This window comes from Serratia sp. OLAL2 (assembly GCF_002752475.1).
Taxonomy (GTDB): domain Bacteria; phylum Pseudomonadota; class Gammaproteobacteria; order Enterobacterales; family Enterobacteriaceae; genus Serratia; species Serratia bockelmannii.
Map to the genome: position 1 here is coordinate 199,576 of NZ_MSTL01000001.1, position 26,243 is coordinate 225,818.

General features: G+C 60.3%; 24 protein-coding genes and 1 tRNA gene. 12 read left to right on the forward strand and 13 right to left on the reverse strand.

Annotated elements, in window-relative coordinates:
- Nucleotides 1-46: 46 nt before the first annotated feature.
- Complete coding sequence (glnE, locus tag BVU99_RS00945) at nucleotides 47-2,884, reverse strand: bifunctional [glutamate--ammonia ligase]-adenylyl-L-tyrosine phosphorylase/[glutamate--ammonia-ligase] adenylyltransferase (RefSeq protein WP_049208361.1); 2,838 nt, start codon at nucleotides 2,882-2,884, stop codon at nucleotides 47-49.
- 45 nt (nucleotides 2,885-2,929) lie between these two features.
- Nucleotides 2,930-4,237, reverse strand: coding sequence for an inorganic triphosphatase (locus BVU99_RS00950; RefSeq protein WP_099816632.1), 1,308 nt, complete (start codon nucleotides 4,235-4,237; stop codon nucleotides 2,930-2,932).
- Between the two features lie 278 nt (nucleotides 4,238-4,515).
- On the opposite strand from BVU99_RS00950, the gene BVU99_RS00955 reads away from it, so the two are divergent.
- Together BVU99_RS00955 and BVU99_RS00960 are read left to right on the forward strand one after the other, a co-directional pair.
- Nucleotides 4,516-5,136 (forward strand): TIGR04211 family SH3 domain-containing protein, encoded by a 621-nt coding sequence (locus BVU99_RS00955; protein WP_016930153.1) that lies wholly within the window; start codon nucleotides 4,516-4,518, stop codon nucleotides 5,134-5,136.
- A 122-nt stretch (nucleotides 5,137-5,258) separates the two neighbouring features.
- On the forward strand, nucleotides 5,259-6,503 hold the full coding sequence (locus BVU99_RS00960) for a multifunctional CCA addition/repair protein (protein WP_099816633.1): 1,245 nt from the start codon (nucleotides 5,259-5,261) through the stop codon (nucleotides 6,501-6,503).
- A gap of 39 nt (nucleotides 6,504-6,542) precedes the next feature.
- Here BVU99_RS00960 and bacA read toward each other — a convergent pair whose 3' ends face one another.
- Together bacA and folB are read right to left on the reverse strand one after the other, a co-directional pair.
- Nucleotides 6,543-7,367 carry an undecaprenyl-diphosphate phosphatase gene (gene bacA, locus BVU99_RS00965; RefSeq protein WP_025160107.1) on the reverse strand — a complete coding sequence of 275 codons (825 nt, stop codon included), beginning with the start codon at nucleotides 7,365-7,367 and terminating at the stop codon, nucleotides 6,543-6,545.
- A 132-nt stretch (nucleotides 7,368-7,499) separates the two neighbouring features.
- Nucleotides 7,500-7,859: a bifunctional dihydroneopterin aldolase/7,8-dihydroneopterin epimerase gene (gene folB, locus BVU99_RS00970; protein ID WP_004937203.1), complete on the reverse strand. Its 360-nt coding sequence runs from the start codon at nucleotides 7,857-7,859 to the stop codon at nucleotides 7,500-7,502.
- Between the two features lie 107 nt (nucleotides 7,860-7,966).
- Here folB and plsY point away from each other — a divergent pair, with 107 nt between their 5' ends.
- A complete protein-coding gene (gene plsY / locus BVU99_RS00975; protein ID WP_144334731.1) occupies nucleotides 7,967-8,611 on the forward strand; it encodes a glycerol-3-phosphate 1-O-acyltransferase PlsY in 645 nt (214 codons plus the stop codon).
- A gap of 30 nt (nucleotides 8,612-8,641) precedes the next feature.
- On the opposite strand, the gene tsaD is transcribed toward plsY, so the two are convergent.
- A complete protein-coding gene (gene tsaD / locus BVU99_RS00980; RefSeq protein ID WP_025304324.1) occupies nucleotides 8,642-9,655 on the reverse strand; it encodes a tRNA (adenosine(37)-N6)-threonylcarbamoyltransferase complex transferase subunit TsaD in 1,014 nt (337 codons plus the stop codon).
- 325 nt (nucleotides 9,656-9,980) lie between these two features.
- Between tsaD and rpsU the strand changes: the two genes are divergently transcribed.
- The 3 genes from rpsU to rpoD all read left to right on the forward strand — a co-directional run bounded on the left by rpsU (nucleotide 9,981) and on the right by rpoD (nucleotide 14,080).
- Entirely contained in the window at nucleotides 9,981-10,196 is a 216-nt protein-coding gene (gene rpsU, locus BVU99_RS00985; RefSeq protein WP_001144069.1) for a 30S ribosomal protein S21, read from the forward strand.
- Nucleotides 10,197-10,332: 136 nt separating this feature from the next.
- The gene (dnaG, locus tag BVU99_RS00990; protein WP_025304325.1) at nucleotides 10,333-12,081 is read left to right on the forward strand and encodes a DNA primase; all 1,749 of its coding nucleotides are present in this window, start codon (nucleotides 10,333-10,335) and stop codon (nucleotides 12,079-12,081) included.
- A gap of 157 nt (nucleotides 12,082-12,238) precedes the next feature.
- Nucleotides 12,239-14,080: an RNA polymerase sigma factor RpoD gene (rpoD, locus tag BVU99_RS00995; protein WP_043142056.1), complete on the forward strand. Its 1,842-nt coding sequence runs from the start codon at nucleotides 12,239-12,241 to the stop codon at nucleotides 14,078-14,080.
- 55 nt (nucleotides 14,081-14,135) lie between these two features.
- Here the strand turns inward: rpoD and BVU99_RS01000 are convergent, their stop codons facing one another.
- Together BVU99_RS01000 and mug are read right to left on the reverse strand one after the other, a co-directional pair.
- Nucleotides 14,136-14,579: a nuclear transport factor 2 family protein gene (locus tag BVU99_RS01000; RefSeq protein WP_210403903.1), complete on the reverse strand. Its 444-nt coding sequence runs from the start codon at nucleotides 14,577-14,579 to the stop codon at nucleotides 14,136-14,138.
- Nucleotides 14,580-14,603: 24 nt separating this feature from the next.
- The gene (mug, locus tag BVU99_RS01005; protein ID WP_033644588.1) at nucleotides 14,604-15,092 is read right to left on the reverse strand and encodes a G/U mismatch-specific DNA glycosylase; all 489 of its coding nucleotides are present in this window, start codon (nucleotides 15,090-15,092) and stop codon (nucleotides 14,604-14,606) included.
- A gap of 146 nt (nucleotides 15,093-15,238) precedes the next feature.
- On the opposite strand from mug, the gene BVU99_RS01010 reads away from it, so the two are divergent.
- Nucleotides 15,239-15,314: transfer RNA gene (locus BVU99_RS01010), tRNA-Ile, on the forward strand.
- Between the two features lie 112 nt (nucleotides 15,315-15,426).
- Here BVU99_RS01010 and BVU99_RS01015 read toward each other — a convergent pair.
- A complete protein-coding gene (locus tag BVU99_RS01015) occupies nucleotides 15,427-15,642 on the reverse strand; it encodes a hypothetical protein (protein WP_033644548.1) in 216 nt (71 codons plus the stop codon).
- 265 nt (nucleotides 15,643-15,907) lie between these two features.
- Complete coding sequence (locus tag BVU99_RS01020) at nucleotides 15,908-16,543, reverse strand: hypothetical protein (protein ID WP_060660224.1); 636 nt, start codon at nucleotides 16,541-16,543, stop codon at nucleotides 15,908-15,910.
- 175 nt (nucleotides 16,544-16,718) lie between these two features.
- On the opposite strand from BVU99_RS01020, the gene aac(6') reads away from it, so the two are divergent.
- From aac(6') to BVU99_RS01035, 3 genes are all read left to right on the forward strand, one after another.
- Nucleotides 16,719-17,159 (forward strand): aminoglycoside 6'-N-acetyltransferase, encoded by a 441-nt coding sequence (aac(6'), locus tag BVU99_RS01025; RefSeq protein ID WP_099816636.1) that lies wholly within the window; start codon nucleotides 16,719-16,721, stop codon nucleotides 17,157-17,159.
- Between the two features lie 289 nt (nucleotides 17,160-17,448).
- On the forward strand, nucleotides 17,449-18,090 hold the full coding sequence (locus BVU99_RS01030; protein ID WP_025304333.1) for a YbhB/YbcL family Raf kinase inhibitor-like protein: 642 nt from the start codon (nucleotides 17,449-17,451) through the stop codon (nucleotides 18,088-18,090).
- 148 nt (nucleotides 18,091-18,238) lie between these two features.
- On the forward strand, nucleotides 18,239-18,988 hold the full coding sequence (locus tag BVU99_RS01035; RefSeq protein ID WP_197538603.1) for a response regulator transcription factor: 750 nt from the start codon (nucleotides 18,239-18,241) through the stop codon (nucleotides 18,986-18,988).
- A 13-nt stretch (nucleotides 18,989-19,001) separates the two neighbouring features.
- Here the strand turns inward: BVU99_RS01035 and BVU99_RS01040 are convergent, their stop codons facing one another.
- The gene (locus BVU99_RS01040; RefSeq protein ID WP_025304335.1) at nucleotides 19,002-19,718 is read right to left on the reverse strand and encodes an HPP family protein; all 717 of its coding nucleotides are present in this window, start codon (nucleotides 19,716-19,718) and stop codon (nucleotides 19,002-19,004) included.
- Nucleotides 19,719-19,888: 170 nt separating this feature from the next.
- On the opposite strand from BVU99_RS01040, the gene yfcF reads away from it, so the two are divergent.
- Complete coding sequence (gene yfcF, locus BVU99_RS01045; RefSeq protein WP_004937171.1) at nucleotides 19,889-20,524, forward strand: glutathione transferase; 636 nt, start codon at nucleotides 19,889-19,891, stop codon at nucleotides 20,522-20,524.
- 73 nt (nucleotides 20,525-20,597) lie between these two features.
- Here the strand turns inward: yfcF and BVU99_RS01050 are convergent, their stop codons facing one another.
- The 3 genes from BVU99_RS01050 to BVU99_RS01060 are packed head-to-tail and all read right to left on the reverse strand — an operon-like array spanning nucleotide 20,598 to nucleotide 24,630.
- Nucleotides 20,598-21,839 carry an amino acid permease gene (locus tag BVU99_RS01050; RefSeq protein WP_043142048.1) on the reverse strand — a complete coding sequence of 414 codons (1,242 nt, stop codon included), beginning with the start codon at nucleotides 21,837-21,839 and terminating at the stop codon, nucleotides 20,598-20,600.
- A gap of 58 nt (nucleotides 21,840-21,897) precedes the next feature.
- On the reverse strand, nucleotides 21,898-23,352 hold the full coding sequence (locus BVU99_RS01055) for an NAD-dependent succinate-semialdehyde dehydrogenase (protein ID WP_043142047.1): 1,455 nt from the start codon (nucleotides 23,350-23,352) through the stop codon (nucleotides 21,898-21,900).
- Nucleotides 23,353-23,364: 12 nt separating this feature from the next.
- Complete coding sequence (locus tag BVU99_RS01060) at nucleotides 23,365-24,630, reverse strand: 4-aminobutyrate--2-oxoglutarate transaminase (protein WP_099816637.1); 1,266 nt, start codon at nucleotides 24,628-24,630, stop codon at nucleotides 23,365-23,367.
- Nucleotides 24,631-24,751: 121 nt separating this feature from the next.
- Between BVU99_RS01060 and BVU99_RS01065 the strand changes: the two genes are divergently transcribed.
- Nucleotides 24,752-26,242, forward strand: coding sequence for a PLP-dependent aminotransferase family protein (locus tag BVU99_RS01065; RefSeq protein ID WP_099816638.1), 1,491 nt, complete (start codon nucleotides 24,752-24,754; stop codon nucleotides 26,240-26,242).
- Nucleotide 26,243: the final 1 nt, after the last annotated feature.

The window sequence follows — 26,243 nt, forward strand, 5'->3', positions numbered from 1 at the left end:
TGGCGCAGATATTACCACAGACCGCCGGAATACCCGCAAAAAGGTATTAATCCAGCCATTTGGCCCAGCTGGCGCGTACCTGTTCGCGCTCGGCGGCAAACAGCCCGCTGCCGACCTTGCCGGAATGTTCCTGCAGCGCCAGGTGGTGGATCTCGTCGCGCATGGTGACATAGGCCTGGGTCAGCGCGCGCGCTTCCTCTTCCGGCATGATGTCGTAATTGGCCATCAGCTCGAAGATGCGCACGTTGTCCGACCAACGCGTCAGGCGCGGTTCACCCGGCGCATAGCGTAAGACCAGATATTGGGCGATAAATTCGATGTCGGTTATGCCGCCCTCATCGGTTTTGATATCAAACAGATCGCGCTGCTTGCTGCCGAGATGGTTGCGCATCTTTTCGCGCATCTCGCGCACTTCGCGCTTCAGGGTCTGCGCATCGCGCGTTTTGCACAGGATCTCGCGCCGGATTGCGTCAAACTGCTGATGCAGCGCCGGATCGCCATGCACGATGCGCGCGCGCACCAGGGCCTGATGCTCCCAGGTCCAGGCTTCGTTTTGCTGGTAGTCGGCGAACGCTTCGACGGTGCTGACCAGCATCCCCGCCGCACCGGAAGGCCGCAGACGCGCGTCAACCTCATACAGAATGCCGGAGGAGGTGCGGGTGCTGAACAGATGCATCACCCGCTGTGCCAGCCGCAGGTAGAACTGACGGCCGTCGATGCAGCGATCGCCGTCGGTCATCACTTCCGGCGGGCAATCCAACAAGAACACCAGATCGAGGTCGGAACTGTACCCCAGCTCCCAGCCGCCCAGCTTGCCGTAGCCGATCACCGCAAAGCCGCGCCCTTCGCGTTCCTGCAGATGGGTCGGCTGGCCGTAGCGCGCCACCATGTCGCTCCAGGCCTGTTGCACCACCGCGTCGATGATCGCCTCCGCCAAATAAGTCAGGTGATCGCTCACTTTCATCACCGGCAGCGCGCCGGCGATATCCGCCGCGGCGATGCGCAGCTGCTGTGCCTGTTTGAACTGACGCAGCGCCTCCAGCTTTTGCTCTTCGTCGTCTTCCGGCACCCGCAGCAGATACTGGCGCAGTTCGCTGCGGTAGGCGTCCAGCGCCACCGGCTGATACAGCGTGGCCGGATCCAGCAGCTCGTCCAGCAGCAGCGGGTAACGCGACAGCTGGTTGGCAACCATCGGCGACGCGGCGCACAGGCGGATCAGATGGCTGAGCGCCGCGTGGTACTCCACCAACAATTCGAGGTAGGTGGTGCGGGTGACGATGCTGAGCAGCAGCTGCGCCAGCCGCACCAACGCGGTCGGCGCGTCCTGCCGCGGGCATACCTCCGCCAGCAGGCGCGGCATCAGCTGATCGAGCACGTCGCGGCCGCGCGGGCCGATGGTGCGCTTGTCGACGTCGTGACGAAAATCGGCGATGGTGCGCAGCATCTGTCGGCGCCCCTCTTCATCGAGGTGCGGCGTCAGCGGCGCCAGCTCGTTCTCCTCCAGCGCGTCCTGCCACAGGCTGTGGTAGTGCTGGTAATCGGGATCTTCGCCGACATCCGGGCTATCGTCGCCGATCAGGTCGTCGAACACCGCGCGCACCGCCTGCATGTGCGCGTCCAGCGCCGCCATCAGCGCCGGCCAATCCGCCAATCCCATACCGTAGGCCAACCGCGCCTGATCGAGTGCCTCCTGCGGCAGCGTCTGGGTTTGCTGATCGCCGATCGCCTGCAGCAAGTTCTCCAACCGCCGCAGGAACAGGTAGGCGGCGCTCAGCGCCCGTACCTGCTCGGCCTCCAGCAGCCCCAGCTCACCCACCGCCTGCAGCGTCGGCAGCAGCGAACGCCCCTGCAGCGCCGGCTCGCGGCCGCCGCGGATCAGCTGGAATACCTGGGTAATGAATTCGATTTCGCGAATGCCGCCGGCGCCCAGCTTGATGTTGTCCTTCAGGCCGCGACGCCGTACTTCACGGGCGATCATGCCCTTCATGTTGCGCAGCGACTGGATGACGCTGAAATCGATGTAGCGGCGGAACACGAACGGCCGCAGGGTTTTGCGCAGCTCCTGGCTGTAGGCGTCTTCCGCCCCGCCCATCAGGCGCGCCTTCACCATCGCATAGCGCTCCCAGTCGCGCCCCTGCTCCTGATAATAATCTTCCAGCGCCGCGAAGCTCATCACCAACGGGCCGCTGTCGCCGAACGGCCGCAGCCGCATGTCGACGCGATAGACGAAGCCGTCGATGGTCTGTTGATCCAGCGCCTTGATCAGCCGCTGGCCGAGGCGGGTGAAGAACTGGGCATTGTCCAACTCGCGCCTTCCGCCCTGGGTCTGGCCGTTTTCCGGGTAGGCGAAGATCAGATCGATATCCGACGAGAAATTCAGCTCGCCGCCGCCCAGCTTGCCCATGCCGAGGATCAGCAGCGGCTGCGGTTCGCCAGCGGCGTTGCACGGCGTGCCCCACTCGCGGCAGCAGGTTTGGTACAGCCAGTCGCGTGCGCTGACGATCAGCGTCTCCGCCAGCCCGCTCAGCTGCAGCAGCGTTTCTTCGGTCGAACACAGCCCCTGCGCCTGCGCCCAGGCGATACGCACCAGCGTCTCGCGGCGAAACAGACGCAGCGTGCGCATCAGCTGCGCTTCGTCACGCACCTCTTCCAGCTCGTCCTGCAGCCAGGCGGCATAGTGTTGCCACTCGCCGGGCGCCGGCGGCTGCTCGCGCAGCGTCGCGAGCCAGGCCGGCTGGGCGAGCAGCGCGTCGCTGACGAAGTCGCTCGACGCCAGCACCCACTGCTCCTGCTCGCTAAAGGCGCTGTCCGCGCCGTGAACTTCCTGAAAACGCTGCACAACCTGCTGTGCCTGAGCCTGTAACGCGGCTGAAAGTGGCGACATAGTGTATGACCCGTTCTGCGACCCACGGCTGGCGGGCCGACTGGATTAACGAAGCGCGCCGTTTAACCAGAATGGCGCATGCGATAAGGCCTGTTTGCGGCTGGCTTCATACCAGCCCTGGCGGCGCTCGCTCAGCGCCGCCTGCAACTCGCGCCAGGCGTCGATATAAGGCCCGGTCTGCTCGTCGGGGTAAGCGCCCGACAGCAGGATCAGCGCCGAAATCTGACGCGTCAGGCGCGGCAATTGTTCCTGATATTCATCTTCGTTCAGGGTACGGCTGAAGGCTTCTTTCAGCTCCGCGCCGCTGCGCCCCAGCATGATGTCGCTAAAGCGTTTGAAAGAACCGTCCAGCTTGGTCTGCCCTTTGGCATCGATAAACGGCCTCCAGGCGCCGCTCACCAGCCATGATGTGAGCGCCAACTTACATTGCAGGTAAGCTGTGCTGTAGCACAGGGTCTCTGGTTGCGCGGCTTTATCCGCCAACAATGGTTCGAGTTCGCTCAGACGGGCGCGCAGATCGGCGCTGGCCTTGCGCGGCACCAGGCCGCCGAAGATCACCAGCACCTGGCGGATCGTGCCGACCGCTTCGATGACCGCCCCGCGCGCCTGCGCGTCGCCTCGCAGCCACAGCTCTTCATGGTACTGCCAGTGGTTCAGCGCCAGTTCGAAGGCGGCGATCATCCCCTGCTCCACGGTCGCCTTCGCCGCCGGCTTCAACACCTGCAACGAGCGCACCTCGCGCGGCGGATTGCCCGTCGCCAGGTGGTAACCACGCGCCGCCTTGCTCAGGCTGCCCTGACGCAGCCCATCGTGCGCCGCCAGCTCACCGGCCAATGCCAGCAGATCGGAGGTGTTGCCTTTCAGCAACTCCAGTTCTATCTCGCTCAGGGCTTCGCTGAGATCACCGGCGCGCACCTCACCCTGATCCAGGCCAATCTCTATCTCACTTTGGCCGTAAGTAACCACCCACTTCTCACGCACAAAATCGGTACGGAACAGCGGTTGCAACGCCTGCTGCAGCGCCGCGATATCGCAATCCTGCGGCCAGATGTCGGCAGGAAACTGCGCCAGCGCCAGCTGCGGTTCGGCGATGGCGACATTGTATTCCGGGCGCTGGTGCAGGCCGGCCACCACTTTACCGGCGGTTTTGATGGTCATCTCATAGCGATCGTCGAAACCGCGAATGCGCAGCCCCATGTCGTGACGACGCAGGAAGTTGTCGGCCGTTTCGAAGTAAATGTTGGTCAGCTTTTGCGGCGCGGAATGCTGATGCGGCCAGGCGGCGAGCCAGTGTGGCAGAGCGGCCACCGCTTGCGGCGCGGCGATGAATTTCAGTTCAATTTCAACGGTCATAATTCTTTAACACCAATAAGTTACGCATTCGCGTCGGTTTCAGCGCGGCGCGCTCGGCCCGCCGTATGCTGCCCACTGACGCACAGTTGTCATTATCTTACCGCGATTCCCGGCGCCTTAACCCTGCTAACTGTAGAAAAAACCTGTTACGTTATAAAACGCTGCGCAACTCACAGAATCAGCCACAGTAAGATAGTTCTCATTCCGGTTTTGGCGTTGCGTCGTCAGACTGAACCCTCTACTATCGTTCCATAAATTCACCCAGAAACGATGAACTAATGCAGAAATTACGCCTGATTTTCCTTGCCGCGCTGAGCTTCAGCATCACTTGGGCCGCACATGCCGAAGATAAACGCTATATCTCCGATGAGTTAAGCACTTATGTCCATAGCGGCCCAGGTAATCAGTACCGTATTGTCGGCACTCTGAACGCCGGTGAAGAAGTGACCCTGCTGAGCGTCAACGACAGCACCAATTACGGCCAGATCCGCGATCCCAAAGGCCGCACCACCTGGATCCCTCTCGATCAGCTCAGCCAGACACCAAGCCTGCGCACCCGCGTGCCCGAGCTGGAACAGCAGGTGAAAACCCTGACCGACAAACTGGCCAACATCGATAACACCTGGAACCAGCGTACCTCGGAAATGCAGGAAAAAGTCGCGGGCAGCGACAGCACCATCAGCAGCCTGCAGAAGGAAAACCAGGATCTGAAAAACCAGCTGGTGGTCGCGCAGAAGAAGGTCAACGCCGTTAACCTGCAGCTCGACGATAAGCAGCGCACCATTATTCTGCAGTGGTTCATGTACGGCGGCGGCGTTGCCGGCGTCGGTTTGCTGTTGGGTCTGCTGTTGCCGCACCTGATCCCGCGTCGCAAGAACAACAATCGCTGGATGAACTGATCTCAGTATCGTTCAGTTTGAGTATGGGCGCCTGCGGGCGCCCTTTTCATTGGCGCCGACATCCCGCGGTCAATTCATGTAATCTGATAGACAGAGCCTTACACGATATTCAGGAGTCAACAGTGCAGATTTATCTGGTCGGCGGCGCCGTTCGCGACAGCCTGCTCAATATTCCGGTGGTCGATCATGATTGGGTGGTGGTGGGCGCCACGCCGGCAGAGCTGCTGGCATTGGGTTACCAGCAGGTCGGCAAAGATTTTCCGGTGTTCCTCAACCCCGACTCCCACGAGGAGTACGCGCTGGCGCGCACCGAGCGCAAATCCGGCCAGGGATACACCGGTTTCACCTGCTATGCCGCGCCGGACGTCACGCTGGAGGAGGATCTGCTGCGGCGCGATCTGACCATCAACGCCATCGCCCGTTCCGCCGAGGGGGAGCTGATTGACCCTTACGGCGGCGTGGCCGATCTGCAGGCGCGCGTGCTGCGCCACGTTTCCGACGCCTTCGGCGAAGATCCGCTGCGCGTACTGCGCGTGGCGCGCTTCACCGCCCGCTTCGCCCACCTGGGTTTTCGCATCGCCGACGAAACGCTCGCCCTGATGCGCCGGATGGCGCACGGCGGTGAACTGGCCGCGCTGACCGCCGAACGCGTCTGGAAAGAAACTGAAAAGGCGCTGCAAAGCCAGAGCCCGCAGGTCTATTTTCAGGTGCTGCGCGACTGCGATGCGCTGGCGGTGCTGTTCCCGGAAATCGACGCGCTGTTCGGCGTGCCGGCCCCCGCCAAGTGGCACCCGGAGATCGACACCGGCGTGCACACGCTGATGGCGCTGGCGATCGCCGCCCGCCTCACGCCGGAGGTGGACGTGCGCTTCGCCACCCTGTGCCATGACCTCGGCAAAGGGTTGACGCCAAAAGAGTTCTGGCCGCATCACCACGGCCACGGCCCGGCGGGCGTACGGCTGGTCGAGGCGCTGTGCCAGCGGCTGCGGGTGCCTAACCCGGTGCGCGATCTGAGCAAGCTGGTGGCCGAGTACCATGATTTGATCCACACCGTGAACAAGCTGCGGCCGGAGACCCTGCTGAAGCTGTTCGACGCCATCGACGTCTGGCGCAAGCCCCAGAGGCTGGAGCAGATGATCCTGACCAGCGAAGCGGACGCGCGCGGCCGCACCGGCTTTGAGGAGAATCCTTATCCGCAGGGCGACTATCTGCGCCAGGCGTATCAGGTGGCGAACGCGGTATCGATTAAAGAAGTGGTGGCCAGCGGGCTGCAGGGCACCGCGATCCGCGACGAGCTCAAACGCCGCCGTCAGCAGGCGCTGGCCGACTGGAAGCTCAGCCAAACGATTATCAACGATCAGGCATAAAAAAACCCCGCAGAGCGGGGTTTTTTCTTGGTATCGGGCTTACAGGAATACCATATAAACCACGGCTGCCACGATAAAGCGGTAGATGGCGAACGGCACGAACGAGATGCGTTTGATCAGCGACAGGAAGGTCTTGATTGCAATCAGCGCCACCACGAAGGCTGTAATGAAACCGACGGCGAACATCGGCAGATCGCCCCAGGTCAGGAAGTGCAGGCTCTTGTACAGATCCAGGCCGCTGGCGCCAATCATCATCGGCACCGCCAGGATGAAGGAGAATTCGGACGCCGCATAGCGGTTCACGCCCACCAGCATGCCGCCGGCGATAGTGGAACCCGAACGGGAGAAGCCCGGCCACAGCGCCAGACACTGGAAGCAGCCGATCATGAACGCCTGGCGGTAGGTGATGTCATCCAGCCCTTCCGCGCTCGGTTTCTTCGGCTTCAGCCATTCCGCCGCCAGCAACAGCAGGCCGCCGACCACCAACGCGTACATCACGTTTTTCGGCGCGAACAGCGACTTGATGAAATCATGGAAGGCCAGGCCCAGCACCACCGCCGGGATCATCGCCAGCAGGATGTGCCCCAACTTCAGCTGACCGCTGGTTTTGCCCTCGTGCTCCACCGGCTTGCCGCCGAAATGGATGCCGATCAGGCCGAACAGCCGGCGCCAGAACATCACGACGACGGCCAGGATCGACCCCAGCTGGATGATGACTTCAAAGGTTTTGGCTTTGTCGCCGGTAAAGCCCAGCCACTCGCCAACGATAATCATATGCCCGGTGGAAGACACCGGCAGAAATTCGGTTAACCCCTCGACAACCCCAAGAACAAACGCAATAAACAGTGAATGCATGTCAGCCATGTGCTTCGCTCACCCTATAAAATAACGGCTATCACATAAAAAAGCGGCAGTGCTTAAAGACAATGCCGCTAAAACAATTCTCAGGATTAAGACCAGCTTAACGGTCTTTCGTTGCAAGCAGATGACATAAAATCATGCGGGACGGGTGCCGCGCTCAATGATCACGCCGACCCGATTGGCATGTGCTACAGCGCCCGGTTTGCTGACCTTAATACGGACCCACGGGGAATTGAAGCGCTGAAGCAAAATTTCAGATATTTCCTCCGCCACGCGTTCCACCAGGGCGAAGCGGTTCGACTCCACGTGTTGGATCACGGCATCGCTGACGTCGGCATAGCTCAGACAGTCAGTTACGTCGTCGCTGGCGGCGGCCGGCCGGTTATCCCAGCCCATTTCGATATCGAACACCAGCTTCTGACGAATGCCCTGTTCCCACTCATAAACGCCAATGGTGGTAATTACGGTAAGCTCTTCAATAAATACGATATCCATCACGTCATTCTCTGTTTTTGGCCTTGCCGGATACCACTTCCAGCGGAATGTGCGTATTATCCATAGATGTTGCGAGTAAAACGACCATTATTAAACGGAACCGCGTTATGAGTGCTACCGCGCTTGGCATGATTATCTTCGCGTATCTGTGCGGCTCGATTTCGAGCGCGATCCTGGTTTGCCGGATCGCCAGGCTGCCGGACCCGCGTGAGCATGGCTCAGGAAATCCCGGGGCGACCAACGTCCTGCGCATCGGCGGCCGGCTGGCGGCAGCGGCGGTGCTGGTGTTCGATATTCTGAAAGGGATGTTGCCGGTCTGGCTGGCCTACAAACTCGATGTACCGCCGCTGTACCTCGGCCTGACGGCGATCGCCGCCTGTCTGGGGCACATCTATCCGGTGTTCTTCCACTTCCGCGGCGGTAAAGGCGTGGCGACGGCGTTTGGCGCCATCGCGCCTATCGGCTGGGATCTGACCGGCCTGATGACCGGCACCTGGCTGTTGACGGTGCTGCTCAGCGGCTACTCTTCGCTCGGCGCCATCGTCAGCGCGCTGATCGCCCCGTTCTACGTCTGGTGGTTCAAACCGCAGTTCACCTTCCCGGTAGCGATGCTCTCCTGCCTGATCCTGATGCGGCATCACGACAATATCCAGCGCCTGTGGCGCGGCCAGGAAGGCAAGATTTGGGGCAAGTTCCGCAAGAAGAAAAACGACGCGGATGAGGATAACGGCGACCAGCCGGAAGACGAATAACAGAAGGGCCGGATTATCCGGCCCTTTGCTTTATACCGCAGGCAGTTCCGCCAGCGGCCAGCGCGGCCGCACCGAAACGCTCAGCTCCGGGTTGGCGCCGCTCTTCAGCCGCACCATGCCGGCATAGGCGATCATCGCGCCGTTGTCGGTGCAAAATTCCGGGCGGGCATAGAACACTTCCCCGCCGCGTTTCTGCATCATCTCCGCCAGCTTGGCACGCAATGTGCGGTTGGCGCTCACGCCGCCGGCCATCACCAGGCGTTTGAAGCCGGTTTGCTCGAGGGCACGTTTGCATTTGATCGCCAGCGTATCCACCACCGCATCCTCGAAGGCGCGGGCGATGTCGGCACGCGTCTGATCGTCGTTGCCGTTGGAGCGAATGGTGTTGGCGGCGAAGGTTTTCAGCCCGGAGAAGCTGAAGTCCAGCCCCGGACGATCGGTCATCGGCCGCGGGAAGGTGAAACGCCCCGCCGTGCCCTGCTGCGCCATCTTCGACAGCATCGGCCCGCCGGGATAATCCAGGCCGAGCAGCTTGGCGGTTTTGTCGAACGCTTCGCCGGCGGCATCGTCGATCGACTCGCCCAGCAGTGCATACTCACCGATGCCGGTGACGCTGATCAGCTGAGTGTGGCCACCGGAGACCAGCAGCGCGACGAACGGGAACGCCGGCGGGTTATCTTCCAGCATCGGCGCCAGCAAGTGGCCTTCCATGTGGTGTACCGGCACCGCCGGCACGTTCCAGGCGAACGCCAGCGCACGCCCGACGGTAGCGCCGACCAGCAGCGCGCCTACCAGGCCCGGCCCGGCGGTATAAGCCACGCCGTCGATATCGGCCGGAGTCAGGTTGGCCTCTTTCAGCGCCGCCTGAATCAGCGGCACGGTTTTGCGCACGTGATCGCGGGAGGCCAGTTCCGGCACCACGCCGCCGTAGTCGGCGTGCAGCTTCACCTGGCTGTATAATTGGTTGGCCAACAAACCGGTTTGATCGTCATACACTGCAATTCCGGTTTCATCGCAGGACGTTTCTATACCCAGTACTCGCATTACATTTCCCATCATTCACGTGCGGCCGCCAGTCTACCACATTCCGCCGCATTTACCGCCGATGCGGCGCATCTTGTCACCGGCTTGCGCCTATGTCGATGATTCATCCAGAAAATGCCCGAGCGATTAAATACGAGCATTTTTTTCTGATTAGTCTATAATCAGCGCCCGGTGCAAAAATGCGCACGTTGCGGCAGAGCGACGCGGGTTTCAATTTGCTGTGATGCTTTACAAAGCAGCATCCATTGGAGTAAAATTCCGCACCATTTTGAAAAGGCTGGCGCTTGGCCAGCAGCAAACCGAATTTTATTGAGGTGAGAGGCACATGCCGGTAATTAAAGTACGTGAAAACGAGCCATTTGACGTTGCTCTGCGTCGTTTCAAACGCTCTTGCGAAAAAGCGGGTGTTTTAGCTGAAGTTCGTCGTCGTGAGTTTTATGAAAAACCAACTACCGAACGTAAACGCGCTAAAGCTTCTGCTGTGAAACGTCACGCGAAGAAACTGGCTCGCGAAAACGCACGCCGCACTCGTCTGTATTAATTCTTCGGGGGCAACCCCACCGCGTGAATTTCTGATTTTCAAAATCGCGCAGACCGAGTAGTTGCATACGAAGGCCGTGCTTTCCGAAAGGAATGCGCGGCTTGTTCTCGTTTATAGGCTAATGAAGTAAGGGCTTATGGCTGGACGAATTCCGCGCGTATTTATCAATGACTTGCTGGCTCGCACCGACATCGTCGATTTGATCGACGCCCGCGTGAAGCTCAAGAAGCAAGGCAAGAACTACCACGCGTGCTGTCCGTTCCACCACGAAAAGACGCCTTCCTTTACCGTTAATGGCGAAAAGCAGTTTTATCACTGTTTTGGGTGTGGTGCGCACGGCAACGCCGTCGACTTTTTGATGAATTACGACCGACTCGAGTTTGTCGAAACCATCGAAGAGCTGGCGACCATGCACGGGCTGGAAGTGCCTTACGAAGCGGGCACCGGGCCGACCCAGATCGAACGCCATCAGCGCCAGAGCCTGTACCAACTGATGGAGCAGCTCAGCGCGTTCTATCAACAGTCACTGCAGCAGTCCTCCGGGGCACCGGCGCGCAGCTATTTGCAGCAGCGCGGATTAAGTGACGACGTTATTCGCCATTTCGCCATCGGCTTCGCGCCGGCGGGATGGGACAACGCCCTGAAGCGTTTCGGCCGCGATGCCGACTCGCGCCGCGCATTGAACGATGCCGGCATGCTGGTGACTAACGATCAGGGGCGTTCGTACGACCGCTTCCGCGAACGGGTGATGTTCCCCATCCGCGACAAGCGCGGGCGCGTGATCGCCTTCGGCGGCCGCGTGCTGGGCGACGGTATGCCGAAGTACCTGAACTCGCCGGAAACCGAAGTTTTCCATAAGGGCCGCCAGCTGTACGGCCTGTATGAAGCACAGCAGAACCACCCTACCCTCCAGCGGCTGCTGGTGGTGGAAGGGTATATGGACGTGGTGGCGTTGGCGCAATTCGGCATCGATTATGCCGTCGCCTCGCTCGGGACCTCGACGACGGCTGAACACATTCAGCTGCTGTTCCGCGCTACCGACAACGTCGTTTGCTGCTACGACGGCGACCGCGCCGGCCGCGAAGCGGCCTGGCGGGCGCTGGAAACCGCGCTGCCGTACCTGAACGATGGGCGCCAGCTGCGGTTCATGTTTTTGCCCGACGGTGAAGACCCGGACACCCTGGTGCGCAAAGAAGGCAAAGAAGCCTTCGAACAGCGAATGGAGCAGGCGCAGCCGCTGTCCACTTTCCTGTTCGAAAGCCTGCTGCCGCAGGTGGATTTGAGCAGCCCGGACGGGCGCGCCAAGCTGAGCACGCTGGCGCTGCCGCTGATTACTCAGGTGCCGGGCGAAACGTTGCGCTTGTACCTGCGTCAGGAGCTCGGCAACAAGCTGGGGCTGCTGGACGACAGCCAGCTCGACAAGCTGATGCCCAAGCAGGCGGAAAATGCGAATCCTTATCAGGCGCCCCAGCTAAAACGCACAACCATGCGTATACTGATAGGGTTACTGGTGCAAAATCCGCAGTTGGCTACACTTATCCCTTCGCTGGAAGGGTTGGAGCAGACCAAACAGGCGGGATTGCCGCTGTTCGTCGAACTGGTGCAGACCTGTTTGGCGCAGCCGGGCCTGACAACCGGGCAATTGCTGGAGCTGTATCGCGACAACAAATTCAGCCAGCAGCTTGAAACCTTGGCGACATGGAACCATATGATCGTTGAGGACATGGTCGAACAGACCTTTTTGGATACGTTGGCCAGCCTGTACGACTCGGTGCTCGAGCAACGGCTGGAAACGCTGATCGCCCAGGCCAGAACGCGCGGCCTGAGCCCGGAGGAACGTGAGGAAGTCCGTTCTCTCAACCAGGTTTTAGCGAAGAAAAACTGAATACCAAACGGCTTAAGTGCCGATAATTGCGAGGGCAGAGCCCTGCACAGTGCCGCCATAGTGGGCCGCGGCGATAACGAAAACGCCCCAAATGCTATTGTTGGCGGTTTCGCCGACCGACACCAACCTAAATACTCTGAAGTGTGGATACCGTCTTATGGAGCAAAACCCGCAGTCACAGCTGAAGCTACTTGTCACCCGTGGTAAGGAGCAAGGCTATCTGACCTATGCTGAGGTCAATGACCATCTGCCGGAAGATATCGTCGACTCCGATCAGATCGAAGACATCATCCAGATGATTAACGACATGGGCATCCAGGTGATGGAAGAAGCACCGGACGCCGATGACCTGCTGCTCGCCGAAAACTCGAACAGCACGGACGAAGATGCGGAAGAAGCCGCCGCACAGGTTCTGTCCAGCGTGGAATCCGAAATCGGCCGCACCACCGACCCGGTGCGCATGTACATGCGCGAAATGGGTACCGTCGAACTGCTGACGCGCGAAGGCGAAATCGACATCGCCAAGCGCATCGAAGACGGCATCAACCAGGTGCAGTGCTCGGTTGCCGAATACCCGGAAGCCATCACCTACCTGCTTGAGCAGTACGATCGCGTCGAAGCGGGCGAAGCGCGCCTGTCCGATCTGATCACCGGCTTCGTCGATCCTAACGCGGAAGAGGACATCGCCCCAACCGCGACCCACATCGGTTCTGAACTGTCGAGCGAAGAGCAAGACGACGACGAAGAAGATGAGGACGCCGAAGACGACGACACCGAAGACGACAACAGCATCGATCCTGAGCTGGCGCGTCAGAAGTTCGCCGAGCTGCGCGATCAGTATGAAGCGACGCGTCTGGTGATCAAAAAGAACGGCCGCAGCCACGCCAGCGCAGCGGACGAGATCCTGAAGCTGTCTGAAGTGTTCAAGCAGTTCCGCCTGGTGCCGAAACAGTTCGACTTCCTGGTCAACAGCATGCGCACTATGATGGACCGCGTTCGCACCCAGGAACGCATCATCATGAAGCTGTGCGTTGAACAGTGCAAAATGCCGAAGAAAAACTTCGTCACCCTGTTCGCCGGCAACGAAACCAGCGATTCCTGGTTCGAAGCCGCAGTGGCGATGGCCAAGCCATGGTCGGAAAAGCTGAAAGACGTTGCCGAAGACGTGCAGCGCAGCCTGCAGAAACTGCGTCAGATCGAAGAAGAAACCGGCCTGACCATCGAGCAGGTCAAAGACATCAACCGTCGCATGTCGATCGGTGAAGCGAAAGCCCGCCGCGCGAAGAAAGAGATGGTTGAGGCCAACCTGCGTCTGGTTATTTCCATCGCCAAGAAATACACCAACCGCGGCCTGCAGTTCCTGGATCTGATCCAGGAAGGCAACATCGGCCTGATGAAAGCGGTAGACAAGTTCGAATATCGCCGCGGCTACAAGTTCTCGACGTACGCCACCTGGTGGATCCGTCAGGCTATCACCCGCTCCATCGCCGATCAGGCGCGCACCATCCGTATTCCGGTGCATATGATTGAGACCATCAACAAGCTCAACCGTATTTCGCGCCAGATGCTGCAAGAGATGGGCCGCGAGCCGACGCCGGAAGAGCTGGCCGAGCGCATGCTGATGCCGGAAGACAAGATCCGCAAGGTGCTGAAGATCGCCAAAGAGCCAATCTCGATGGAAACGCCGATCGGCGACGACGAAGATTCGCATCTGGGCGACTTCATCGAGGATACCACCCTCGAGCTGCCGCTGGATTCCGCGACCTCAGAGAGCCTGCGTTCCGCTACCCACGATGTGCTGGCCGGCCTGACCGCGCGCGAAGCGAAAGTGCTGCGCATGCGTTTCGGTATCGACATGAACACCGACCACACGCTGGAAGAGGTAGGCAAGCAGTTTGACGTTACCCGTGAGCGTATTCGTCAGATCGAAGCCAAGGCGCTGCGCAAGCTGCGTCACCCGAGCCGTTCCGAAGTGCTGCGCAGCTTCCTGGACGATTAAGTCCGGCTGCCGCACCAAAAGCAAAAACCCCGGCCTGCCGGGGTTTTTTTATGCCTCAGAACATGCTGTTGCCGCTGGCGGTCTTCTCCGGCACCGGCTGCGTCACGTCCCAGTGCTCGACGATCTTCCCGGCGCTGTCGAGACGGAAGATATCGATGATCGCCGCGGTCTTGCCGGCCTCGCGCCCGCTGACTTCCACATGCAAAATCACATAGTCACCGTCGACGAACGCCTGTTTTACCTCACTGTGCGAGTTGGGGTAACGCGTTTTCAGCAGCTCGACAAATTGACGAAAACCCGCCACGCCGTCCATGGCGTTGGGGTTATGCTGCTTGTACTGTTCCCCCAAAAACGGCCGCGCCGCCGCAAAATCCTTGTTGTTCAGCCCCTGCCGATAAAACTCCAGCACGTTCTGCTTGTTGCGCGCTTCCTGTGGCGAATGCCCCGCCTGTGCAGCGCCGGTCACCAATAACAGCGCCATCACACAACCTTTCATCATCGATGTCATCGCAACTCCCTTATGTCATTGCAGCGCCAGGAACAGCTCGCGATAGCTGGCGGTAAGCTGCTCCAGCGTGGCGCGGTTCAATCCGCTGGGGTTGGGCAATACCCACACCTCGGTTTGCCCCAGCATCATCGCCTGCTTGCCCCAGGGCGCGTTTTTCACCCCGAAGGCGGTGGTGAACGCCTGCTTGCCTAAAATCGCCAGCGCGCGCGGCTGGTAGCGCAGGATCTTCTCTTGCAGCGCCTCACCGCCGCTGCGCAACTCGTCACGCGACAGCTCGCTGGCCGCCACCGTCGGGCGCGCCACCAGCGCGGTAATGCCGCAGCCGTTATCCTTCAACTGCTGCCACTGCTCCGGCGCCAACTGGCTCTCGGTAAAGCCGGCCTGATGGATCACCTTCCAGAAGCGGTTGCTGCCGTTGGCGAAAGGGTAGCCCTGATGGGCGGAAGAAAGGCCGGGGTTGATGCCGCAAAACACCACCCGCAGGCCAGGCGCCAGAAGTTCCATGAGTATCGTGAGTCCATTGCAGGGATTTACTGCGGTTATCGCAAAATCCGCCAGCAATTACAACAGGCTAGAACTGTGCAGAAAAGCAACATACGGGCGGGTAACAGTAGACCGCCGCTTAAGGATTCCCTATAATCTCGCGGCTTGGCCCCTTAGCTCAGTGGTTAGAGCAGGCGACTCATAATCGCTTGGTCGTTGGTTCAAACCCAACAGGGGCCACCAAATTTTTGCTTTAAAATCATATAAAAAAGCCACTTTTCTCGAAGTGGCTTTTTTATTTCTTGCTCACAGTGGCGGTAAAATGGCGGCAGTATGCCAACACTCTCAGCTATCTTTACCCTCTTAACCAGCCTATAGCCAGACTTACCAGGAAGCCGGCAAAGAAGATCGCGACAGCCGCAGCGATAGATTTCCACCACTCATCAAACCAGAACAAGGCAACAAATGCCGCTATAGAGAACAGGCCAATGACTATGGACTCAGCCAAGTCAGCAGTTTGTCGGCCAACAAATTTAACGAACTTCACAAGAAAGGATTTTAGCCAGTTCATTGATTTTATTACTTAACGATAGGAAGTCATCATCACTTAACCATTAGTTAAAATCCAACCGCTGGCTTTTGATTGATCTATCCGCTATCGCTCGCCTCTTACAAGGCTACACAAAGCAATAGTGACAAACACCAGTAACAGGAATATTGCCGCGCTCAGAATTCGTTGCCACCATTCGTCGAACCAGAACAGTGAGCCAAACGCAGCGACAGAAAATATCCCGCCCAAAATCGCTTCCACAAGGTGCGACAATCCTTTACCGAGCTTACTGCCCCAAGACTTTAGATAGCTCATGATTCACACCTTCACAGAACATTTTCGATTTGCTGGTATAGGCAACAAAGGGTTCAAGATACTCCTCCGCCAGAAAGTAGATCATGTCCAAATTTCGTGGCGTGAGCTTATGGTACGTTGAGGGATATTGTTCCCGCAAACGACGCGAAGAAACGGCGGCCTGTTCAATAATTCCTTGTAAAAGAATGATGTTTAGCCCAGCAATGGTGACACCTTTGAATACCCATTTGAAAAGTGTGCTGCCGATAACCTTTTTCAAAATATGGTGTGTGATTTGCTGAACCAGAATGAACTGCGTCCCCATACGTCCTGTAAGATAACCCTCTACATGGTTTAATTTTTGGCTTAGCACGGTTTGTGTTTGCAGATCCATCCGCTGATAGCAGTCACGGATAATCACCGCTATCAGCTCACGTAGCGGGGCTTCGATACCATAGCCGGCACGAACGACCTTGATGAACCGTTCCGTTTCGATTTCATTGCGGCGCTTAAGCTCTCGACCGCCGAGCCCTGCTCCCTGCCATGTCCTACGAGCACTATAGGCAATGCCCCTTGGTAAAGACTCTATTCCCTCAAGAATTCCTTGAGCTACGGCTTTCGCATCCATAACAATCCCTTATCAGCGCCCTGGCCGTACCCTATACTAACTTCGCTTAAAATATCAACACCCCTTTCATCCTAATGAAGGGCGCCCCTCGGCATAATGGCTTTTTTGTTTCCCGCTGCCGTGCCACACTTCCCTCTCGGCATTCCTGATTTATTCCGACTCATAAGGCCCCTGCATGATCGTCAACTGCGACCACGACAACCTTGATGCCTGGCTGGCGCTGCGCTCGGCGCTGTGGCCCACCTGCCTGCGGGAAGAACACCGCGCAGAAATGCGCGAAATATTGGCTTCGCCGCACCACACCGCGTTTATGGCGCGGGGGCTGGACGGCGCTTTCGTTGGCTTTGCCGAGGTCGCGCTGCGCTACGATTATGTCAACGGCTGCGAATCGTCGCCGGTGGCGTTTTTGGAAGGGATTTATACCGCCGAACGCGCCCGCCGCCAGGGCTGGGCCGCGCGCCTGATCGCGCAGGTGCAGGAGTGGGCGAAGCAACAGGGGTGCAGCGAGCTGGCGTCGGATACCGACATCGCTAATCTGGATTCCCAACGCCTGCATGCGGCGCTGGGCTTTGCCGAAACGGAGCGGGTGGTGTTTTACCGCAAAACGCTGGGCTGATCAGGCACCTTGCGTTGCCGCTGATGCGTCAACGGCTCGGCGCGCAGCAGTCTCTTCCCCACCAATATTAACCAACCCCCTTCCTCATCCAGCGTTTTCGCCGTGGCACTCTCATCGGCACAGCAATCGTATCGGTCGCCCATCGACATAAGGCCATCAAACACAATCACAATGAGCGTAATTGGTTCTATTTTGATTGGATTTGTCGCCTTACTTTATTTTGAAAAACTTATAATGGGGACATCACATACCCGCAGATACCGCTCAATAGAACAGGAGATTGGCATTTATGAAACTGACCAGCCAAAGCTTTAAAGAAGGAGAGTTCATTCCCGGTGAGTTCGCCTTCGCTATCCCCGATGCCGCTAACCATGTCGCTTTATCGAGAAATCGCAACCCCCATCTGGCCTGGAGTGAAGTGCCTGCAGGCACGCAGTCTTTCGTGATCGTCTGCCATGATCCCGACGTGCCAAGCCGTGGTGATGATGTGAATCAAGAGGGTCGGGTTGTGCCCGCATCGTTGCCGCGCGTTGATTTCTTTCACTGGCTGCTGCTGGATATTCCGGCCAGTACCGTGGAAATTGCGGCGGGCTCTCAATCGGACGGCGTAACGCCGCGTGGCAAAGCCGGGCCAAACGCCCCTTCGGCCTATCGCCACGGCATCAATGACTATACCGGTTGGTTTGCCGCCGACGAGCAGATGAAGGGGGAATACTACGGTTACGATGGCCCATGCCCACCGTGGAACGATACGTTAGTTCATCATTATATTTTCACGGTTTATGCGCTTGCTACCCCCGGTTTGGATGTACAAGGGCCTTGGACAGGGGCTAATGTGAATGCTGCCCTGGCGGAAGCGCCGGTGTTAGCCCAGGCGAGCCTGACAGGCCTTTACAGCCTGAACCCTAACGTAGCATCAACGGCGAAATAATCGCATAAAGGAGTCGAATATGAGCCGGACCGGTTCCTTCGGATCAGTGCGAACCAGACGCGAGCAGGGTGCGAAACTTTTGCACTGGCACTCTCCGTCGGGGGCTCCGGTGTTGAGGCGCCGCTTGTGCGGGGTGTGCCAGCCGACATTGAAACGCCAGCTGCACACGCCGCAGTTCGTCTTCCATGAAGCGACGGTCTTGCTGATCGTGGCGGGCCAACTCGGTATCACATCGGCTTCACAACATTTGTCTCTGGAGACCCCCGGCGAACTGCTCCTGGTCCCCCCCAACACCCGCGCAGATTTAGTCAAAACGCCGGGCGATATCGATCGGCCTTTTCGCTCGATACTCCTGACGCTGTCGGCAGAACTGCTGGATGTCTTTCACCGAACCCGGCAGGCTTCACCCCCTATTCCCCCTAAAGATGACGCGTGGAAAACGCTGCCTCTGGACGAAGACCTGTCGGCGACGTTTTATCACGTGATTGAAAGCGTGGAAAAACAGGAAATCAGTGATATTCGCCTGCAATACCGCCTTCTGGACTTTTTGACCGCGCTGGCCGAACGGGGACATGTTTTTACGCATTTGCCATTGGATAGCCCATCACAGCGCCTGCGCACTTTGATTTTTGAGGCTCCGGAACAAAACTGGACGGCAGAAACGGCGGGAAAAACGTTAGCGATGAGCCCGGCAACGTTGCGGCGGCGCCTTGCCGCCGAACAGACGCGCTTCGAAGACTTGCTGATAGACGTCCGTATGCATCACGCCATGATGTTGCTTCAAACCACCCGATGGGATATGACCCGCATTGCAGAGGCCTGCGGTTACAAATCCAGAGCGCGTTTTAGCGAACGCTTTCAAAAGCGTTTTGGTTACGCGCCTTCCGCCATCCGATAAAACGCTGGGCTGATCAGGCGATCTTGCTTTGCCGCTGATGCGCCAACTGCTCGGCGCGCAGCAGGATCTCCTGCAGATCGTCCTCGTCGATATCGAACAGATCCCCCTCCATCAGCGCCTCGTGCAGATCGGCGCGGGTGATGGAAACGGCATCGATCGGCAGATTGGCCGGTTTGGCCTCCGCCGGCGCCAGCGCATGCGGGTAGCGTCGCCCGGCCAGGTTATTGAACAGAATGGCCAGCGCCGCCAGCAGCACCGAGTTCAGCAGCACCGGATACAGTACGAAGTCATAGCCCATCTGGTGAATGCCGGGGCCGCCGAGGATGGCGGTCAGCGCCACCGCGCCGCCGGGTGGATGCAAGCAACGCAGCTTGAACATCAGGCCGATGGCCACCGCCGCCGCCGCGCCGCAAGCCAGGCCCGGATCGGGGATCAGCAGACCAGCGCTGACACCCACCGTTGCCGCCAGCGCATTGCCGCCGACGATCGACCAGGGCTGCGCCAGCGGGCTGTTGGGCACGCCGAACAGCAGAACCGCCGAAGCGCCCATCGGCGCGATAAACCACAGGTTCACCTCGCCCAAAATAAAGTGGCTGATCCAACCGGCGAGCATCAGCCCCAAACCGGCGCCGACGCTGGAAATCAGCATCTCTCGCTTGCCCACCGCCAGCGGGTGCGGCCACAGGCGCGCAACTCCCACTTTTACCCGTTCAATCCACTGCGTCTTCATGTTACCCAATACGGCTCAATTCACTTGTTGGCAACAAATATATCACATCATCCTGAAGGAACTCACGGCGCCGTAAACCGCGCCGCCCAAGAACTTTTAGCTAACAGATTGATTTTTAGCCTCCCCTCGACAATGATGAATGTTCCCCCCTTAACCCCGAGGAACCGCCGATGTCTCAACCGATCACCGAGCTTTATACCGACAGTGAATTTTTCAGCCCGTACGCCATGTCCGCCTTTGTCGTGCTGACGGAAAAAGGCATTCCGTTCACCGTGAAGCCGGTGGATCTGGCGAAGGAAGAGAACAAAGAGGCGGCCTACGCGGCGCTGTCGCTCACCCGCCGGGTGCCGACGCTGGCGATCGGCGAGTTCCAGCTCTCGGAGTCTTCGGCGATCGCCGAATACCTGGAAGACATCCACCCGGCCCACGCCGTGTACCCGCGCGACGTGAAGCTGCGTGCCAAAGCGCGCGAGATCCAGGCCTGGCTGCGCAGCGATCTGCTGCCGATCCGCGCCGAGCGTTCGACCGAGGTGGTGTTCAACAACGGCAAATTCCCGCCGCTGTCCGAAGCCGCGCAGGAGGCCGCGCGCAAGCTGATCGCCGCCGTGGAAAAGCTGCTGAGCCACGGGCAGGATAATCTGTTCAGGGAGTGGTGCATCGCCGACACCGATCTGGCGCTGATGCTCAACCGGCTGGTGATGCACGGCGATCCGGTGCCGGAGCGCGTGCGCCACTATGCGCACAAGCAGTGGCAGCGCCCGTCGGTGCAGGCGTGGCTGGCATTGTCGGAAAAACGGCGCGCCTGAGAAAAAAATCGGCGGCCACGACGCCGCCGTTCTCAATGCCGAGAAACAACATCACTGCTTGAGGGAAGGCAAATCACCATCCAGAGGGCAGATAGCCTAACAATGAAGCGATGGCGTACACCGCGCTGGCCAGATACAGCAACACAATGCTGACCTGCAGCAACGGGTGCGTGATCCAGTTGCACTGCCAGCGCGGGGTCTGGTCGCCCTGTTTGCGCGCGCCGCGCAGGATCAGCATCGGCATGATCGACAGGATCACCCCGCTGAACACCCCGGCGAAGTAGAGCGCGTTGACGAACGACACCAGCCCGCTGTAGGCCAGCACGAACGGCGGCACCACCACCAACAGCAGCACGCCGAAGCGGCGCAGCGGCAGCTCGTCGTTGCCCAACCGGAACTTGTCGAAAATATTGGTCAGGAAGCTGCCGCCCAATCCCCAGTACGAGGTCAGCATCGCACACAGCGCGAAGATGTTGGCGGAGAAGAACGCCCACTGCCCCAGCGCCTGGCCCCAGGAAATGGTGGCCACGTCGGAGATGTCATCCAGCCCGCTGAGCGCGATCACCGACATCGGCACCGCCGCCAGCAAAATGAAGGTCACCACCATGCCGACGATGATCGCCTTCGGCAACTGCTCCGGCTTGTCGGCGAAGCCGCGCGCCATTTCCGGCACGATGTACTGCGCCGAGAAGCAGAACACCACCACGTTGAACACCGGCACCATATAGCGCCAGTCGCCGTCCAGCAGGTTGCGCATCTGGGTGGTGTCTTTCAGCAGCGTCGCCGCCACCAGCGCGGTCAACATCACCACCATGCCGATGCTGATGAACTTCTCGCCGCGGCCGATCGCTTTCAACCCCAGGTACAGCACGCCGGCGGCGGGCACGAAGAACAGCAGGCTGCCCAGCGCCGGCGAGATGCCGAACAGCGATTGCAACAGCTTGCCGCTGCCGGTCATATAGGCGGTGAGCGCCCCAACGCTGTTGACGCACACCGAAGCGAACATCAGCCAGGCGCCCAGGCCGCCGACGTAGCGCTTCGCCAGCCCGCTCAGCTGCAGATGCGCGCGGGTGCGCAGCGTGGATTCGGCAACGTACAGCATGGTGATGGTGGTCAGGCTTCCCACCAGCACCAGCCAGAACAGCAGCGGCAGAAAGCCGGCCTTGCTGGAGGCGTAGGCGATGGAGAGCACCCCGGCGCCGATGTTGGTGCCGACGATCATCGCCACCCCTTCGAGGAAACTTAACGATTTGGCGGGTGCAGGTGCTCGCACCCCGGCGGCAAGCGCCGGAGAAACAGAGATATTATCAGACATGCATCATCCTTTATCGCCCGGCGACGCTGGCCGCCGGGATGGGTTAACGTCCTGACGCTCAACAGCTCACATCGATACACAGGTATTTCAGCTCCAGATATTCTTCTATCCCGTAGCGCGATCCTTCACGCCCGAGCCCTGACTGTTTCACGCCGCCGAACGGCGCCACTTCGTTGGAAATCAGCCCGGTGTTGATGCCGACCATGCCGTACTCCAGCGCTTCCGGCACGCGCCACTGGCGCGCGGCGTTCTGCGTGAACAGGTAGGCGGCCAGGCCGAATTCGGTGTCGTTGGCCATGGCGATGGCTTCCGCCTCGTCATGGAAGCGGAACAGCGGCGCCACCGGCCCGAAGGTTTCTTCTTTGGCGAAGCGCATCTTCTGCGTCACGCCGGTCACCACCGTCGGCTGGAAGAAAGTGCCGCCGAGCGCGTGCGGCTGGCCGCCGGTGGCGATCTGTGCCCCTTTGATCAGCGCGTCGTCGATATGGCTCTGCACCTTCGCCACCGCATCGCTGTCGATCAGCGGCCCTTGGGTGGTGCCTTCGTGGCTGCCGTCTCCCACTTTCAACTGCTCGACCGCCGCCACCAGCTTCTCCGCCAGCCGCTCGTAGATGCCGTCCTGCACGTAGATACGGTTGGCGCAGACGCAGGTCTGGCCGCTGTTGCGGAACTTGGAGGCCATGATGCCCGCCACCGCCGCATCCAGATTGGCGTCGTCGAACACGATGACCGGCGCATTGCCGCCCAGCTCCAGCGACAGTTTCTTGATGCTCGGTGCGCACTGCGCCATCAGGATGCGGCCGACCTCGGTCGAGCCGGTAAAGCTCAGCTTGCGCACCACCGGGCTGTCGCACAGCACCTTGCCCACCTGCGCCGCTTCGCCGGTCACCACCTGCAAAACGCCGGCGGGAATGCCGGCGTCCTGCGCCAGCTTGGCCAGCGCCAGCGCGGTCAGCGGCGTTTGCTCGGCCGGTTTGACGATGATGGCGCAACCGGCCGCCAGCGCTGGCGCCACCTTGCGGGTGATCATCGCCGCCGGGAAATTCCACGGGGTGATGGCCGCGCACACGCCGATCGGCTGCTTCACCACCACCAGACGTTGCGAAGCCTGCGGCGCCTGCAATACCGCGCCGTCCACCCGTTTGGCCTCTTCGGCAAACCAGGTGATGAACGACGCGGCGTACGCCACTTCGCCGCGCGCTTCCGCCAGCGATTTGCCCTGCTCGGCGGTCATCAGCTGCGCCAGATCTTCCTGCGCGGCCAACACCTTGTCGGCCCAGGCCAACAGCAGCGCAGAACGCTGCTTGGCGGTCAGCTGTTTCCAGTCATTTTGCGCCCGCTGCGCCGCCGCGATCGCCTGCTGGGTTTCCTCTTCGCTGACCAGCGGAATGCTGGCCAGTTCGGCGCCGGTGGCCGGGTTGATCACCGCTTCGCGTTTGCCACTCAGGGCATCGCACCATTCGCCGTTGATCAGACACTGGCTTCGCAACAGCTCGGGATTATTCAATTTCATGCCGATAGCTCCTTAGTGGGCCAGCGCGCGGGACAGAATGCCCATCGCCTTGGTGAACTGATCGTCCGGGATGGTCAGCGGGTAGAGGAAGCGGATCACGTTGCCGTTCACGCCGCAGCTCAACAGCAGCAGCCCTTCCGCCATCGCCTTCTGCTGCACCTGACGGGTGATCTCCGCCGAAGGCTTGCCGGTAACCGGATCGTTGAACTCCACCGCCACCATCGATCCCTGCGCGCGCACATCGGCGATCGCCGGGCTGGTTTTGCGCGCCTGCTGCAACACTTCCACCAGGTGCTGACCCAAGCGCTGAGCGCGCTGGCACAGCTGCTCTTCGTCGATCACGTCCAGCACCGCGTGCGCGGCGGCCACCGCCAGCGGGTTACCGGCGTAGGTGCCGCCCAGCCCGCCCGGCGCCGGCGCGTCCATCACCTCGGCGCGGCCCGCCACCGCCGACAGCGGCATGCCGCCCGCCAGGCTTTTCGCCATAGTGATCAAATCGGGCTTAACGCTGTAGTGCTCCATGGCGAACAGCTTGCCGGTACGGGCGAAGCCGGTCTGCACTTCGTCGGCGATCAGCAGGATGCCGTGCTGGTCGCACAGCGCGCGCAGCGCCTGCATGAAATCGGCCGGCGCCACGTTGAAACCGCCCTCGCCCTGCACCGGCTCCAGCACAATGGCCGCCACCTGCTTGGGATCGATATCCGCTTTAAACAGGCGATCCAGGCTGTTCATCGCGTCTTCGGTGGTCACGCCGTACAGCGCGTTCGGGTACTGGCCGTGGAACACCGAGCCGGGGAATGGGCCAAAGCCCAGTTTGTAAGGCGCCACTTTGCCGGTCAGCGCCATGGTCATATAGGTGCGGCCGTGGAAGCCGCCGCCGAAGGTGATCAAGCCCGGACGGCCGGTGTAAGCGCGGGCGATCTTCACCGCGTTTTCCACCGCTTCCGCGCCGGTGGTGAAGAAAGCGGTTTTACACGGACCGGCGATCGGCGCGCGCTGGTTGATGCGCTCCGCCAACGAGACATAGCTTTCGTAAGGAACGATCTGATAGGCGGTGTGGGTGAAGGCCTGCAGCTGCTTTTCAATTGCGGCGATCACTTTCGGGTGGCGATGCCCGGTGTTCAGCACGGCGATCCCCGAAGCAAAGTCGATCACTTCTTTGCCTTCCACATCCCACAGCGTGGCGTTCTCTGCGCGCTCGGCGTAAAAACCACACATCACGCCCACTCCGCGCGGGGTGGCGTCCTGACGGCGTTGGTTCAATTCTGCGTTTTTCATGCTGTTCTCTCCGGTCGGTGCCAGTTACACGTTTCGTTCACATTCGTGAAACAATGCCGTTTATTTACACAGGATGTGGCCCTATAATCGAGTGCCAGTTACGAATAATTGAGGGATCCAATTGCGCTCATTGAGTGGTGATCTGTTGCTGCAGCGCCTCGGCGAACAGCCCGATGACAAGCTGCACAAGCGGCTTTACAACGCGATCCGCACCAGCATTCTCGACGGCAGCCTGCCGCCCTCCAGCCGCCTGCCCGCCTCACGCGATCTGGCGCAGGAGCTCAGCCTGTCCCGCAACACCGTATTAACCGTTTATGAACAACTGCTGGCGGAAGGCTACGTGTCGGCGCGCGCCGGTAGCGGCACCTTCGTCGCCGACACGGTGCCGGACAGCTGCCTCTCCACCGGCGGCGCCCCGGCGGACGGCAGCGGGCAACCGCGGCGCGTCGAACTGTCGGAGCGCGGCGCCACGCTGCTGCACCACGCCAGCGCCAGCCCCAAACAGTGGGGGGCGTTCATTCCCGGCGTGCCTGACGTCAACGCCTTTCCCCATCAGCTGTTCAGCAAGATCCAGGCGCGCCTCAGCCGCCGCCCGGCGCCGCAGCGGCTGACCTACAGCAATCAGGGCGGCAGCCCGGAGCTGCAGCATGCGTTGGTGGAGTATTTACGGGTGGCGCGCTCGGTGCGCTGTTCGCCGGAACAGATCCTGATCACTGAGGGCATCCATCAGGCGATCGATCTGGTGACGCGCATGTTGTGCAATCCGGGGGATGACGCCTGGATCGAAGAACCGGGCTATTGGGGGATCCGCAATATCCTGCGCATCAATGCGTTGAACATCTGCCCGCTGGCGGTGGACGAGGCCGGGCTGGTGCCGCCGGAGCAGCCAACGACGCCACCCCGCCTGATTTTCGTCACCCCGTCGCACCAGTATCCGCTCGGCTCGGTGATGAGCCTGGCGCGCCGCCAACGGCTGCTGGCGCTGGCGCGCAACGCCGGCGGCTGGATCGTCGAGGACGACTACGACAGCGAATTCCGCTTTTCCGGCCAACCGATCCCGGCGCTGCAAGGGCTGGAGGCCGACGCGCCGGTGATCTACATCGGCACCTTCAGCAAAACGCTCTACCCGGCGCTGCGCCTCGGCTATGTGGTATTGCCGCCGCCGCTGGTGCAGCCGCTGAAAATCGCCCACGCCGAGCTGTATCGCGGCGGGCACCTGCTGATCCAGAGCGCGCTGGCGGAATTCATCCAAGAGGGGCACTACACCGCGCACATCCGCCGCATGCGGCTGCTGTACGCCCGACGGCGCGCCTTCCTGACCGGCCTAATCGAACAGCACCTCGGCAAACAGGCGCTCAGCGAATTCAACAGCAACGCCGGATTGCACCTGATCCTCAACCTGCCGGACGAGGCCGACGACGTGGCGATCGCCGCCGCCGCCGGCGCGCAGGGGGTGCTGGTGCGGCCGCTGTCGCGCTACTACATGCTGCCCAACCGCCGGCGCGGCCTGCTGATGGGGTTTGCCTGCGTACCGGAAGAGCAGATGGCCGCGGCCTTCACCCAGCTGCTGGCCTGCATCAACACGCCCGAGGTGAAAAAGGCGGCCCCCTAGG